We start from the raw sequence: 13,432 nt of genomic DNA, 5'->3' as shown, positions 1-13,432 counted from the left end.
ACTCCCGGCCAGCGTGAACTGCCCAAACCACATGGCCTACCAGACCAACACGAATTCCCCGATCAGCGCAAGCTACCCAATCCACACAACCCGCCCAGGCCCACACAGACTCCCGGCCGGCGTGGGCTGCCCAAGTCACGTGGTCTGTCTAAGGCGCGCAGTTCTGTGCGGTCTGGGCGGCATGCATGTGGTGCAGGGAGGTGGCTGGGTCTGAATGAGTTATACGAATCCCACGAGATGTTGAGAGAAAAGGTGAAATATGAGTAAGTCGTCCATGGCGATCGAGGTGACCGGGTTGCGGAAGGCGTACCGGGACAAGGTTGTTCTCGATGGTGTTGATTTGTATGTTCCGGAAGGCGAGATCTTTTCGTTGCTGGGGCCGAATGGTGCCGGTAAAACGACCACTGTTCAGATTCTGACTACCTACATCGGTGCCGATGGTGGGGAAGTTCGGGTCGCGGGGCATGATCTGGCGCGGGAGCCGGGGGCTGTGCGTGCGGCGATCGGAGTCACGGGGCAGTTCTCGGCGGTCGACAATCTGCTTACCGGGGAAGAGAACCTCGTGCTGATGGCGGACCTGCATCATTTGGGTCGGAGAAAGGGCCAGCGGCGGGTGGGTGAATTGCTTGAGCAATTCGATCTCGTCGAGGCGGCGAAGAAACCGGTCGCGACTTACTCGGGGGGAATGCGGCGGCGTCTCGATCTGGCGATGACCCTCGTCGGGTCGCCGCGGCTGATCTTCCTCGATGAGCCGACCACGGGGTTGGATCCGCGCAGCCGCCGCACGATGTGGCAGATCATTCGTGATCTCGCGACCAGCGGGGTCACCATCTTCCTCACCACGCAGTACTTGGAAGAGGCTGACCGGCTCGCCGATCGGATCGCGCTGCTCAATCACGGGAGACTCGTCGCCCAAGGCACTGCCACCGAACTCAAGCGTCGTATTCCCGGCGGTCACATCCGCCTGCAATTCGCCGACGAAATCGGGCTCGAATCGGCCGCCCTGGCCCTGCGCGGATCCGCTCGCGACGACGACGCCCTCACCCTCAACGTTCCCAGTGACGGCGGCATCCGATCGCTGAAAACCCTGCTCGGCCGGTTGGACGAACAATCCATCGAGGTCGACGCATTGACTATCCACACCCCCGACCTCGACGACGTGTTCTTCGCGCTCACCGACCGCCACGCCCCGGCAAAGGAAGGAAATCCCCGATGAGTACGTTCGCCCACGCGGCGGCCGATTCGGTGACGATGACGCGACGCGATTTCCGGCACATGATGCGCTACCCGCTGATGGCCATCAGTCAGGTGATGACGCCGGTATTCATGATGCTGCTCTTCGTGTATGTGTTCGGGGGCGTGATGGGGTCCTCGCTCACCACCTCCGCCTACATCGACTATCTCACTCCCGGAATCCTGGTGATGGCGGTGGGGAGCGGGGCGGCTTCCACGGCCGTCAATCTGTCCACGGACATGACGGAAGGCATCATCGCCCGGTTCCGGATCATGGCCATCTCGCGCGCGTCGGTGCTGACCGGCCAGGTCATCGGGAGCATGATCCGGACGATGGTCAGCCTCGCGCTCATCATCGGGGTGGCGATGCTGATCGGTTTCCGGCCAGCCGCCGGGCCGATGGAGTGGCTGGGCGCAGCCGGGCTCCTCGCGTTACTCACGCTCGCGTTCACCTGGATTGGTGTCGCCATCGGACTGGTGACCGGCAGCGCCGCCGGAGCCAACACTTCCGCGTTACCCCTGCAGTTCCTGCCGTTCCTCAGTAGCGCGTTCGTTCCGCCGGACTCGATGGCGAGCGGAGCGGCGTGGTTCGCGGAGTATCAGCCCTTCACGCCCATCATCGACACGCTTCGCGGACTGCTCATGGGCACCCCGACAGGAGACAGCGCCGGTAAAGCGGTCGCGTGGTGTGCCGGCCTCGCCCTCGCTGGATATCTGTGGGCCCGAAAGGCGTATAACCGCGACCCCTCCCGTTAGCCCCGTTTTCCGCACATGCTGCATCGTTGCAGCTCAGTTGCTATACAAGATCCAGCACCTTAGGTGATCGCCCCAGGTCAATGGTGGTCACGTGCGGAATGCAGGGCTAGCCGGTCAGCGGTCACCGCGCCAGAAGTCGTCCGCCAGCACGCGAATCATGGTGGCGGACAGCGTGCATCTGCGATCACTCCCGGTAGCCGGTCAGCGGTCACCGCGCAAGATGTCGTCCGCCCGTCTGCCTGGCCGTGTGCCCGAGTGGCTTAAGGAACCGCCTGCAAAGCGGTGCACACGGGTTCGATTCCGGTCACAGCCTCCAAGCCTCATAACGACAGCCTCATAACGACAGCCTCATGACGGCAGGCTCATGACGGCAGGCTCATGACGGCAGGCTCATGACGGCAGGCTCATGACGGCAGGCTCATGACGGCAGGCTCATGACGCCGCGTGCCGCGTGGACAGTGCCACGCGGCACGCTTCGATGGCCGGTTACGACGTGCGGGTGTCTGTCCAGTCGGACTCGATGATCGTGTACGCGTTGGCGATGGTCCCGGCCTTCAACCCAGCCTGGAAACCGCCTGGCTTGATCACGACGCTCTCGCGAGCCAGTGCCCGTCCGGACTTCTCGTCGATGATCACGCGTTCCTGCAGGATGCCCTTGTTGGGATCGCCGACCTTGATCTGGGAGTCGGTTTCGATGGCGATTGCCGTACCAGGACGGCCGGTGCTGTCGGTGACCTGGCCGAGGGAGGTGACGGAGGGGAGGGCGGCGAGCATGCGGAAGGCGGCGGCGCGGACCTGGGGGCTGACCGGGCCGTCGATGACCAGGCCGCTCGCGACGCGGAACAGCCACGCGTCCTCGGACATGGGAAGGTTCGACTCGGTGTCGTGGCCTTCGTAGTACTTGAGGATGGAAGCCTTGAGTTCGGCCTCGTCGGACGGCAGGGCGCGCAGGTCGGCGAGGGTGACATTGTGGCCCAGCCAGTAGATGTATTTGTTGTTGTAGCGGCTGGAATAGGGCTTGCCCGCCGCGGTCGTTATCTGCTTGCCTCCGGTGATCGTCATTGTCGACGGCGAACCCGCCGCCTCCCACGCGGCCCGGTCGGCGTCGGTCGCGGGTTTGAGACCGAGAGACTGCGACGTGGACCACTGCCGCCCATCGGTGGTCCAGGTCTCGCCCTGGCTTTCGCTGGCCATGGCATACCCACCCTCAACGCCGAGCAGCGACCGCGACTGGCTCTTGATGTGCCAGTACTTCCCGGTCGGGGCGGGCTGGCTCTCGGCGCTGGTCGCGGCCACCAGCAGGAGCTGCTTGGCGGAGATCTCGACCGGTGGCGCTTCTGCCTGGATCGTGGAGGGGGCGCGCGGCACCGTACCGGCCCCGATTCCGGAGCTGAAGACGGCCACGGCCGTGGCGGCCGCCGCGGCGCCGGCCAGGCCGAGGCCCCAGATGGGCTTGAGGTTCCTGCGGGGCGCGGACCGGACTTGGGCGAACGCGTACGACAGTTCGGTTTGCCGGGTTCGCGGGTCGACCGGAACGTCGCCGAGATGGGCGGGACGCGCGGTGCGCAATTCGTCGAGGGGGTTCACGACCACTCCTTCGTGAGCTGGACGCGGGACATCGCGGGGGTGATCGGTTCGAGTTCCTGTTCCAGGCGTTTCCGGGCGCGGTGCAGGCGGACTCGGAAGGTGGTGACCGTGCAGCCGAGCACCCGGGCGGCGTCCCGCGGACTCAAGCCCTGCCAGGCGACCAGAATGAGGATTTCGCGGTCGTCTGTCGTGAGCCTGGCCATGGCTTTCAGGACGCCGAGGCGCTCGGCCACATGGTCGGCCACATCGCCGGAGACCCAATCGCGCATCTCCCGCGCGAGCCCTTCACGGCGGATCTCGGCCCGGATGTTGTCGCGCAGCACGTTGCGGGCCACGCCGAGCAGCCACGGCAACGCGTGCTGCGGAACCTGGTCGAACTTCCGCCAGGCGATGGCGAACGTCTCGCTCACCACCTCGTCCGCCACCTGCCGCCCCGCGCGACTGACCACGTAGGCCCACACGCGTTGCCGACATTCGTCGTAGATGGTGGTGAACCGTTCTCGATCGCTCGTCAACGCCCCAACCCCTCCGTGTCCCGGATAGTCATTTGACATGGGGAAGTGGCGGGAGAAACCAAAGTATTACCGTGAACCTCAAAAGATCTACCTGGAAGTGCCCGAACCGCTCAGCGTGTCGAGTGGGGGCACTCCGGGCAGCCACCGAGTATGCGCTGAAGGGCACCGAGCGAGCCGCTGACAGCCAGGTCGACGCAAAACTGATCAAGGAGCTTCCGCCGGAGGAGGATCGGCGCGAGGGACCCCGACCTTCAGGCCGCCTTACCGCTGAACCGGGCTCGTTTCCTCGGTGATCCACGTGAGGTAATCCGGGATGCCGTCCACGAGGGCGACCGCGACGATTTCCGGGACGTCGTAGGAGTGCTCCGCGCGTACCGATCTGGCGAGTTCGTCGAAAAGCTCAGCTCTCGTCTTCAGCAGCAACAGCCACTCCTCCGAGCGCTGCACCTGCCCCTCCCACCAGTACGTCGAGACGATCGGCCCGACCACCTGCGCACATGCGGCCAACCGCCCCCCGACCACCGCCCCGCAGATCCGGTCGGCCTCCTCCGCGCTCCCCGCCGTTACGCGCACCTCGATGTATTCGGCCATCCGCGAGCCCTTCATGAGGCGGCGACCACGCCCACCACTGCCAGGAGCAGGCCGACGCCGGTGATCACCGATCCTACGATGACCGCTGTTCGCATCCCGCGACGTACGCCCATCCAGTAGAGCACCACGTACGGCAGGAATCCGAGGCCGCCAACCCCAACGGCGGGAACGGCGAGCGCGGCGAGCAAGCCCGTGACACCGGTGGGAACCGCACGGTCGCCGGAAGGGGTCAGCTGAGCCCGGATCACCTCGCCCGCGTCCGAGTCGGGCGAAGCATCAACGGGAACGGCAGGACCGCCGGAATCGGGGAGGAAGCTGCCCTTGCAGTCATATCGCCCCTGACCGAGGGACTCGCAGGAGACAACCGTCAGAGTTCCAGGGGTCCCGACCCGACCGGTGGCCAGCTCGATCGCGGACACCGACAGCGCGAGGGGCACGACGCAGACGCCCACCCAAAGGATCACGAGAATGATCTTCCCCGCGAGGCCGGGGCCGCGTTTCGCGGGGGTGACCCCTTGGAGGGCGTCCAGGAATTCCGTCATGTGCCCAGTCTCCGAGGTCGAGCTTGTCGGCGGCCTGCGCCCGACTTGGAATGCTCAGGCGAGGGAGACGGCGGTAAAGCCGCTGCCGCCAAGCATTCTTTGGTACGGCATGCGATACCCCCAGCTCACACCGGGCAGGAACCAGCCATGACGAACGGGCCTCGCCGCGGCGACCCGCACGGCCGTCCCATCTCATGGATCTTCGTCACCGTGGTGGTCGTCGTCTTCACCACGGGCGGAATCGCATTGATCATGACGAACTGGCCGCTGTTCTGGGCCTGCTTCGTGCTCCTGATCCTGGCCGCCCCCATCGGCCGCGCGATCCACATCACCGACGACAGGATCGAACTGCACTAGGAAGAGTGGTACCGCCGGTGCAGAGCGTGGATCTCTTCGGTGAGTTCAGGAACCGGCCCCTCCACCCGAATACCCGGCGCGACCTGCTGGATCGGCAACGCGCTGACCGGAGCCGGACCGACGCCGAGCTCGGTCAGCCATTCCACCAGTTGCGCCGAAGACGCCACATACACGATGCGGCCGAGGCCGACCCAGGCATGGGCGGCCGAGCACATCGGGCAGTGCTCGCCCGAGGTGTAGACGGTCGCGAGGGCACGTTCCTCGGCTGTGAGGTGGGCGGCAGCCCATCGCGCGAGCTGGAATTCGGGGTGAAGCGTCTGATCCCCGCCCGTGTGGTCGCGATTGCGCTCCTCGGCGAGAGCGGTTCCATCGCCGGCGGCCAGCACCGAGCCGAACGGCTCGTCGCCCGCGTCGATGGCCTCAGCGGCGAGTTCAACGCAGCGGCGCAAGTGCCTGAGTTCGGACTCGTCGAAAGGCATCGGATTATCCGTCCGTCAGGCTGGTCAAGAGGTACCAGGCTATCCGTCCGTCAGGCTGGTCGAGGTCGCGACGACGGCGGCGAGGTGGCGGCGCATGGCGAGATCGGCCATTTCGGCGTCGCCATCGCGGATGGCCTCGAAGATAGCCCGATGTTCGGCGCGGGCCTGGGCGGCACGCCCGGGCGAGGCGGAGACGGCAAGGGCCTGATCCTGAAGCACAGCGCGGAGATCCTCGACCAGGCGGGAGAAGAGCGGGTTGCCGGTGGCCGAGGCGATGGCGATGTGGAAAAGCGCGTCGATCTTGATGCGATCGGCGGGATCGTCGCTCTTGTCGAACTCCTCAACCAAGGCGGCCAGGCCGTCGATGTCCTCCTGGGTACGGCGCTCGGCGGCCAGCCGAGCGGCGGGAACCTCCAGATAGCGGCGGACCTCGTTCAGCTGCGCGGGCAGATAGCGCCCGATGAGCAACTGGGACTGCGCCCGGGTGGCGGCGACGAACGTGCCCTTCCCCGCGTACGACTTCGTGAGACCGAGCGCGTTGAGACTGTGCAGCGCCTCCCGGATCACCGAGCGGCTGACGCCGAAGGAGTGAGCCAGGTCCGCCTCGGAGGGCAGCCTGTCGTCGACGGCGAAGTGGCGTGACTCGATGAGCTCGATGAGCTGGGAGCGCACGTGTTCGGCCGCGCTCTTGTGCTCGACCGGGACGACCTTCATTCCGGACGGTTCCTTTCGAAGGTGCCAAGCAGGGGGGGCTGGCGGTGACTGACCGCGCCTTTGACCGTCTCCCACCGTGCCACGCAGGGGCGTCCCGCGGCGAGATGCATGGTGCGATCCGTGACATCCATGATGATGCCCGCGATGGTAGCGGTGCGCTCGCGGGGGTGAAGTGCCTCGTTGGGGTGCTGGCAGACGCTGGACGGGTGGTCGACGTGGTCGGCGAGGACCTGCTTCATGTCATCGACGGACAGCACGCCCGAAGAGCTGAGGCCGCTGGTGATGTTGCGCAGCCGGTCGAGGGTGTGCGGCTTGCGCTTGGCGTAGAGGTCCTCGCCGGTCAGATCCGTGGCACGGAAGTGGTTGGCGTGCGTGATCTGGCCGTTGCCGGGGGAAAGGCGGCGCACTCCGTCGGGGCGCGGCGCGGTTTCCAGGTCGACGGCGAAGCCGGTGTCGTCGGCGAGCAGGTAGTTGGCCGACAGCGCGCGTTCGGCGGAGGCGATGACCTCGGCCGCGTCCCGAGCCGACTCGCTGTCGAGCGCGGTCCGCAGCAACACGTGGTACGGCACGCCGATCCGCCCTTCGTCCCCATCGCTGACCAGCGTGTTGGTGCAGAGCCCGAGACCGGCCTCGTTCATCCCGACCTTGGCCAGCAGCCCGGCCTCGACCAGGGTGACGAAGGAGGGCCCGTCGTCGCGGGTCACTTCGAGCACGGTCGCGGTCTCCTGAGCGTGCAGCAGCCAGTCCCAGTTCTGGGCGACGATCATCGTACCGGTGGTCGTGCGGTGCGGCTGTAAGGCGAATGACGTGCACTCGTGCGGGATGCCGGTGTCCCCGGCGGCGAACATGATCTCGCTGCGGGTGTTGAGCGCGAGGATCTCCTCCAGGTCGACGCCCGCGCCGGCGGCGATGCCGCGCATCTCGGCGATCAGGGCCGGGGCGAAGTCGTCGATGGTCTTGGTGAAACGGGCGGCGTGCCGCCGTACGGTGGCCCAGTCCCAGCCCGCGTAGTGCTGGAAGACGCGCTCGTAGGCCGCGATGGAGCGGTGGATCTGGTCGCGGGCCAGGGCGCCGTACTGCGAGCCCCGCTCGGCGGGAGGGCCGGCGACGCGGACGACAGGGAACGTGATGCCGCTCGTGCGGTGCATGGAAGAGGCCGCTCCCTCGGGTCACTTACCGTGGACATGCCATGAAGGCAGGAGTCCAGGATGCCTGGCTGTCAGACATGTTGATTCTGGGACGAGCGCTCTGAAAGTGTCAACTAGCGACATTTACGGGCAGAACACCCTTGCAAATGGCTGAGACGCGGGGTCATGATGTCAGGCAGTCCGACAGGTTGGAGTGATTGTGACATCCGTGCTGATCGCCGGCGGTGCCAGCGGCATCGGAGCCGCGACCGTGACACGGCTGCGCGCGGCCGGAGCCGGAGTGCACGTGGCCGACATCGACGCTGCGGGGGCCACCGAGGTCGTCAAAGCGGAGCATTCGGGCCTGGGCACGTCGTCGTACTGCGATCTGTCGACCCCGGAAGGGCCTGGCCAGGCGGTCGCCGACGCGCTGGCCGCGCACGGGCGGCTGGACGCGGTCGTGTTCTGCGCCGGGTTACTGGTGGAGACGGAGCTGGCCGATTTCACGGTGGCCGAGTGGGATCGCACGATGGCGCTCAACCTGCGTGCTCCGTTCCTGATGGCTCAGGCCGCCGCGCCCGCTTTGGCGGCTTCGCCGCATGGCCGGGTGGTGTTGACCGGGTCCACGGCGGCGTTTCGTGGTGGCGGCGGGTCGTTCGCGTACGCCGCCTCGAAGGGTGGGCTGGTGGCGCTGACCAGGTCGCTCGCGGTGGCGCTCGGCCCGGACGGGGTGACCGTCACGTGTGTCTGTCCCGGGTGGATCGACACGCCGTTCAATGATCCGTACTGGCAGCGGGTGGGTGGGCGTGACGGCGCCCAGCAGGCGCTGGAAGCCCGGATCCCGCTCGGGGCGCAGGGCGAACCCGACGATGTGGCCGCGGTGATCGAGTTTCTGGTGTCACCCGGATCCCGTTACCTCACCGGGCAGGCGGTCGTCGTCGACGGCGGCCTGCTCGCGTCCTGAATCTGGAGCCTGCGATGACCGACCTGCTGACCGAAGCCACCGTCTCCCTCGACCTGGCCCGGCGGATCGCCGCCGCGGCCGAGGCGGAGGCGCGGCGGCTGGGCAAGACGATGGGCGTCGCCGTGGTGGATCGCGGTGGCCAGATCATCGTGGCGAGCCGGATGGACGGCGCGAGCCCGGTCGCCCTGCAACTGGCGATCGACAAGGCTTTTACGGCCGCCGCGTTCAACGCCCCTACCGACGCGTGGGGCGAAGTCACCAAACCGGGCGCCGCCGACTGGGGACTCACGTCCGCGCTCGCCGGCCGGATCGTGATCCTGGCCGGCGGCCTGCCGATCCGGGTGGACGGGCAGCTGGTCGGCGCGCTGGGCGTCAGCGGCGCCGCCCCCTCCGTCGACCTCGCCTGCGCGCAAGCGGGACTAACCGCCCTAACACCCAAGTAACCCATCCAAGGAGAGTCCATGTCGCTGGCTCAGCGAAAGGTCGTCGTGCTCGCCTATCCGCGCTACCAGGAGCTCGACTTCTGGTACCCGGTGCTGCGCAGCCGCGAGGAGGGGGCGACCGTGCACATCGTCGGCGAAGCCACCGAAAGCATCCTCGGCTACCCGGTCATCCCCGACACCGAAACCGTGGATCCCGCCCAGATCGCACTGATCGTCGCTCCCGGCGTGGCCGCCGGAGAACGCCCGCTCGCCTCGGCCGGGCAGGTCGCGCTGGTCTCCGCCGTGCACGCGGCGGGCGGCCTGGTCGCCGCAGTCGGCAACGGAGCCGAGGTGATCGACACCGCCCTGCCGGACCAGAACGACCGGATCATCCGGGCCGATGGCACCGACGACCTGGCCCCCTTCTTCGGCACCATCCGCAGCACGCTGACACAGGAGTAGCCCCCATGGAAGTCTTCAGGACCGTTCTCGGTGACGTCTCGCCGGAGAAGTCCGGCATCATCCTCACGCACGAACACCTGCTCTACGGGTACCCGGGCGCCGAGCTCGACCACCGCACCGTGCTCGATTACGAGAACAATGTCGCGTTCATCGCCGGGCAGGTCAGCAAGGGCATGGCCGACCACGGGTACGGCACGCTGGTCGACATGACGCCGCCCGAGGTGGGGCGGCATCCGGAGTTGATGGCGGAGGTGGCGCGCCGTACCGGGCTGAACGTGATCGCGATCACGGGGTTCTTCCCGGAGCGCATGGGCGTGCCGTACTACTGGCGGCGGCAGACCGTGGCGGAGCTGACCGACTTCTTCGTCAAGGATCTGACCGAGGGCATGGTGTTCGCCTGGCAGCAGACGCCGTACAAGGCGGGGGCTATCAAGATCGCGACCGGGCAGGAGAGCGTGACGCCGATGCCCAGCCCGGTCGGGCCGAACGGGCGGCGCATTCACGAGGTCGAGGACCGGGTGATCCGGGCGGCCGGGCGGGCGTCACGGATTGTCGGGTGTGCGGTGAACACGCACACCGACCCGATGGACTACCGGGTCACCAATCCGGGGATCGAGCAGCTCGACATCCTTGAAGAGGAGGGCGCCGACCCGGCGAAGGTGATCATTGGGCACGCGTTCGTGGAGCCCAACGACGACCAGCTGCGCGAGATCCTCAACCGGGGCGCGAACGTGCAGATCGACCACATCGGCATTCCGTGGCGGGTGGAGACGGCCGAGGAGCTGGACGAGCTGATGGCCAACGCGCTGGTCGGGCTGCTTGAGGATGGTTTCGGCAGCCAGATCGTGCTTTCCTACGACCGCTGGTTCTACAACCCGCGCTCCGACGTGACCGAGTCGGACCCGCAGCTCGCCAACGAGCGGGTCGACCTGGGCTACCTGTTCACCCATTTCATCCCGCGGCTCAAGGGCAAGGGCGTCACCGACGAGCAGATCCAGGCGATCCTCGTCGACAACCCGCGCCGCATTCTTTCGATCAAGGTCTGAGGAGCGAGAGTGCAGCTCACCGAGGCACGCGTCATCGTGCTCGTCGAGAATCTCTACCAGGAGCTGGAGCTCTGGTATCCGGTGCTCCGGTTCCGTGAGGAGGGCGCGGACGTGCGGGTGGTCGGCCCTTCCGTGGACGAGGTGTACGCCAGCAAGCTGGGCTATCCCGCCCGCGCCGATCTCACGGTGGCCGACGTCGATCTGGACTCGGTCGACGCGGTGATCATCCCGGGCGGGTTCTCGCCGGAGTATCTGCGCAGAAATCCGGACATGGTCAAGCTGGTGCGGGACGCCGACGCGAAGGGGCTGCTGGTCGCGGCGATCTGCCACGCCGGGTGGCTGCTGGCGACGGCGGGCATCGTCAAGGACCGGGACGCGACCTGCGTGATCACCATCAAGGACGATGTGATCAACGCGGGGGCGCGGTATGTGGACGAACCCGTCGTGATCGATGGCAACCTGATCACGTCGCGGCTCCCCAACGACCTGCCGGAGTTCTGCGCGGCGATCAAGGACGCGCTGCTGGCGCGGGATCCGGCCAAGGGCACCGCGCTGCCGGCGGCGGCGGACCCGCCCGCGTCCTCTCCCGCCTACAACGCGACCGCGATCCTCAAGAACCGCGCCGCGGGTCCCGGGTCCGCCAACTACCGCGCCTACGCGGTTCTCGAAAACTAACGACATGAAGGTTGACGTCCATCACCACGCGATATTTCCGAAATATCGTGATCGGCTGGCCGAGCTGGGGATCGGCGCGCAGCCTGGCATCGGGCTGCCCGAATGGTCGGCGCGGGACTCGCTGGCGATGATGGACCGGGTCGGCATCGACCTGGCGATCCTGTCGGCCGGCTCGCCGGGGTTCTTCTTCGGCGACGCCGGCCTGGCCAGGGAGTTGTGCCGCCAGACCAATAACGACCTGGCCGCGACGGTCGCCGCCCATCCCGGGCGGTTCCTGGCTTTCGTCGCGATGCCGCTGCCGTCCGTCGAGGACGCGCTGGCGGAGCTGGATCGGGTCGGTTCCGGCAAGGCGTTCGCCGGGGTCGGGTTGCTGACGAACTACGCCGGTCGATACCTGGGCGATCCGGCCTTCGACCCGCTGCTGGCCGAGCTCGACCGGCGGTCTTCCGTCGTGCACGTGCACCCGACCCTGCCCGTGCACTACCCCGCCGCCGAGATCGACCTGCGCCCTTCCCTGATCGAGTACGTCTTCGACAGCACGCGCGCCCTCGTCAACCTCATGCTCAACGGGGTTCCGGACAGGTTCCCGCAGATCCGCTGGATCTTCTCGCACTGCGGCGGCACCGCGCCGTTCCTGGCCGGACGCCTGGCCATCGCCGAACCTCTACCCGAACTGGCGAAGGTCGACGGCGTCTACCGGACAATGCGCTCGTTCTACTACGACTTCGCGCTGGCCACCACGCCGTACGCGCTGGGTTCGGTGGCCCTCCTGACCGGCGACGAACGTCTGCTGGTCGGCTCCGACTTCCCGTTCGTGGACGCGGACACCGTACAGGCCTGCTTCGACGAGGCGACCGGCGTGCTCGGCCCGACATCGATGCAGGTCGTAGCTGTGGACAACCCCGCGCGCCTGTTCAAGGAGGTGATCTGATGGCCCAGTTCGATCTTCCATTGGAGCAACTCAGGGCCTATCGCTATCCATATCCGGAACCTCCGGATTTCGAGGAGTTCTGGGCGAAGACGCTGAAGGAGACCGGCAGCCTTAACCCGGAATTCACGCCATACGACGGCGAATTGCGCACAGTGGACGCCTTCGATGTGACATTCGCCGGGTACGGCGGTGACCCGATCAAGGGCTGGCTGCTCCTGCCGGGGAATCGCACCGGACCCGTGCCCACCGTTGTCGAATATCTCGGATATGGCAGCGGGCGCGGCATTCCACTGGAGTCCCTGGCGTACGCCTCCGCCGGATACGGGCACTTCGTGATGGACACCCGAGGACAGGGCAGCAGCTGGCGCGCGGGCGACACCGGCGACCCCTCGGCGACCGGACCCGCCGTGCCCGGATATATGACCCGAGGCATCACCGATCCACACGATTACTACTACCGCCGCCTTTATGTCGACGCGATCCGCGCAGTCGACGCCGCCAAGGCCCACCCCGACGTGGACGGCACCCGCATCGCCGTCACCGGCCGCAGCCAAGGCGGCGCATTGTCCCTGGTCACAGCGGGAATCCGGGACGACATCGCGGGCGCCATCCCGCACGTCCCGTTCCTGAGCGCCTTCCGCCGCGGCACGGCCATCACCGACCGCGAGCCGTACGCCGAGATCGTCCGCTGGTGCTCCATCCACCGCACCAAACACGAGACCGCCTTCGCCACGCTCGACTACTTCGACGCCACCGCGTTCGCGGCCCGCGCGACCTGCCGGGGTTCGTTCTCGGTGGCCCTGATGGACGGGGTCTGCCCTCCTTCCACCGTGTACGCGGCCTTCAACGCGTACGGCGGGGAGAAGGACATCACCGAGTGGCCGTACAACAACCACGAGGGCGGCGGACCGCAAGATCAGCTCCGCACGATCCACGTCCTGCGCCAGCTTTTTGGGTAAAAACTCTCAATCCCCGCTTAAAGCTGCTTAATACACCAAAACGTGACAAATAAGATACAGCCCAGAGCCTTG

17 protein-coding genes are annotated in these 13,432 nt (G+C 66.9%); 10 read left to right on the top strand and 7 right to left on the bottom strand.

Annotated elements, in window-relative coordinates; translation table 11 throughout:
• Positions 1–274 precede the first annotated feature (274 nt).
• Together Amac_RS50460 and Amac_RS50455 are read left to right on the top strand one after the other, a co-directional pair.
• Complete coding sequence (locus Amac_RS50460; RefSeq protein WP_373869953.1) at positions 275–1,216, top strand: ATP-binding cassette domain-containing protein; 942 nt, start codon at positions 275–277, stop codon at positions 1,214–1,216.
• Positions 1,213–1,989, top strand: coding sequence for an ABC transporter permease (locus tag Amac_RS50455; protein WP_155361556.1), 777 nt, complete (start codon positions 1,213–1,215; stop codon positions 1,987–1,989). Before Amac_RS50460 ends, Amac_RS50455 begins: the two co-directional genes overlap by 4 nt.
• 486 nt (positions 1,990–2,475) lie before the next feature.
• Here the strand turns inward: Amac_RS50455 and Amac_RS50450 are convergent, their stop codons facing one another.
• From Amac_RS50450 to Amac_RS50435, 4 genes are all read right to left on the bottom strand, one after another.
• On the bottom strand, positions 2,476–3,576 hold the full coding sequence (locus Amac_RS50450) for a CU044_5270 family protein (RefSeq protein WP_155361555.1): 1,101 nt from the start codon (positions 3,574–3,576) through the stop codon (positions 2,476–2,478).
• Positions 3,573–4,091 (bottom strand): RNA polymerase sigma factor, encoded by a 519-nt coding sequence (locus Amac_RS50445; RefSeq protein WP_246269222.1) that lies wholly within the window; start codon positions 4,089–4,091, stop codon positions 3,573–3,575. The genes Amac_RS50450 and Amac_RS50445 overlap by 4 nt, the downstream gene beginning before the upstream one ends.
• A 261-nt stretch (positions 4,092–4,352) precedes the next feature.
• The gene (cutA, locus tag Amac_RS50440; RefSeq protein ID WP_155361553.1) at positions 4,353–4,682 is read right to left on the bottom strand and encodes a divalent-cation tolerance protein CutA; all 330 of its coding nucleotides are present in this window, start codon (positions 4,680–4,682) and stop codon (positions 4,353–4,355) included.
• 11 nt (positions 4,683–4,693) lie between these two features.
• A complete protein-coding gene (locus Amac_RS50435) occupies positions 4,694–5,224 on the bottom strand; it encodes a hypothetical protein (protein ID WP_155361552.1) in 531 nt (176 codons plus the stop codon).
• 147 nt (positions 5,225–5,371) lie between these two features.
• Between Amac_RS50435 and Amac_RS50430 the strand changes: the two genes are divergently transcribed.
• Complete coding sequence (locus Amac_RS50430) at positions 5,372–5,581, top strand: hypothetical protein (protein ID WP_155361551.1); 210 nt, start codon at positions 5,372–5,374, stop codon at positions 5,579–5,581.
• Here Amac_RS50430 and Amac_RS50425 read toward each other — a convergent pair.
• The 3 genes from Amac_RS50425 to Amac_RS50415 are packed head-to-tail and all read right to left on the bottom strand — an operon-like array spanning position 5,578 to position 7,922.
• A complete protein-coding gene (locus tag Amac_RS50425; RefSeq protein ID WP_155361550.1) occupies positions 5,578–6,060 on the bottom strand; it encodes a nucleoside deaminase in 483 nt (160 codons plus the stop codon). The genes Amac_RS50430 and Amac_RS50425 overlap by 4 nt on opposite strands.
• 39 nt (positions 6,061–6,099) lie before the next feature.
• Positions 6,100–6,774 (bottom strand): FadR/GntR family transcriptional regulator, encoded by a 675-nt coding sequence (locus Amac_RS50420; RefSeq protein WP_155361549.1) that lies wholly within the window; start codon positions 6,772–6,774, stop codon positions 6,100–6,102.
• Complete coding sequence (locus tag Amac_RS50415; RefSeq protein WP_155361548.1) at positions 6,771–7,922, bottom strand: C45 family autoproteolytic acyltransferase/hydrolase; 1,152 nt, start codon at positions 7,920–7,922, stop codon at positions 6,771–6,773. The genes Amac_RS50420 and Amac_RS50415 overlap by 4 nt, the downstream gene beginning before the upstream one ends.
• 199 nt (positions 7,923–8,121) lie before the next feature.
• Here Amac_RS50415 and Amac_RS50410 point away from each other — a divergent pair, with 199 nt between their 5' ends.
• From Amac_RS50410 to Amac_RS50380, 7 genes are read left to right on the top strand one after another with little or no spacing between them, the layout of a single operon-like run.
• The gene (locus tag Amac_RS50410; RefSeq protein WP_170323061.1) at positions 8,122–8,865 is read left to right on the top strand and encodes an SDR family NAD(P)-dependent oxidoreductase; all 744 of its coding nucleotides are present in this window, start codon (positions 8,122–8,124) and stop codon (positions 8,863–8,865) included.
• Between the two features lie 14 nt (positions 8,866–8,879).
• Positions 8,880–9,308, top strand: coding sequence for a GlcG/HbpS family heme-binding protein (locus Amac_RS50405; protein ID WP_155361546.1), 429 nt, complete (start codon positions 8,880–8,882; stop codon positions 9,306–9,308).
• Between the two features lie 18 nt (positions 9,309–9,326).
• Positions 9,327–9,749 carry a DJ-1/PfpI family protein gene (locus Amac_RS50400; protein WP_155361545.1) on the top strand — a complete coding sequence of 141 codons (423 nt, stop codon included), beginning with the start codon at positions 9,327–9,329 and terminating at the stop codon, positions 9,747–9,749.
• A gap of 5 nt (positions 9,750–9,754) precedes the next feature.
• Positions 9,755–10,795, top strand: a complete 1,041-nt coding sequence (locus Amac_RS50395; RefSeq protein WP_155361544.1) for a phosphotriesterase family protein — start codon at positions 9,755–9,757, stop codon at positions 10,793–10,795.
• A 9-nt stretch (positions 10,796–10,804) separates the two neighbouring features.
• Positions 10,805–11,470 (top strand): type 1 glutamine amidotransferase domain-containing protein, encoded by a 666-nt coding sequence (locus Amac_RS50390; RefSeq protein WP_155361543.1) that lies wholly within the window; start codon positions 10,805–10,807, stop codon positions 11,468–11,470.
• Between the two features lie 4 nt (positions 11,471–11,474).
• Positions 11,475–12,401, top strand: a complete 927-nt coding sequence (locus Amac_RS50385; protein WP_155361542.1) for an amidohydrolase family protein — start codon at positions 11,475–11,477, stop codon at positions 12,399–12,401.
• The gene (locus Amac_RS50380; protein WP_155361541.1) at positions 12,401–13,360 is read left to right on the top strand and encodes an acetylxylan esterase; all 960 of its coding nucleotides are present in this window, start codon (positions 12,401–12,403) and stop codon (positions 13,358–13,360) included. Before Amac_RS50385 ends, Amac_RS50380 begins: the two co-directional genes overlap by 1 nt.
• Positions 13,361–13,432: the final 72 nt, after the last annotated feature.

Source organism: Acrocarpospora macrocephala (assembly GCF_009687865.1).
GTDB classification, from domain to species: Bacteria; Actinomycetota; Actinomycetes; order Streptosporangiales; family Streptosporangiaceae; genus Acrocarpospora; species Acrocarpospora macrocephala.
The sequence above is the reverse complement of the archived record's forward strand: the minus strand, read 5'-3'. Positions and strand labels throughout refer to the sequence as shown.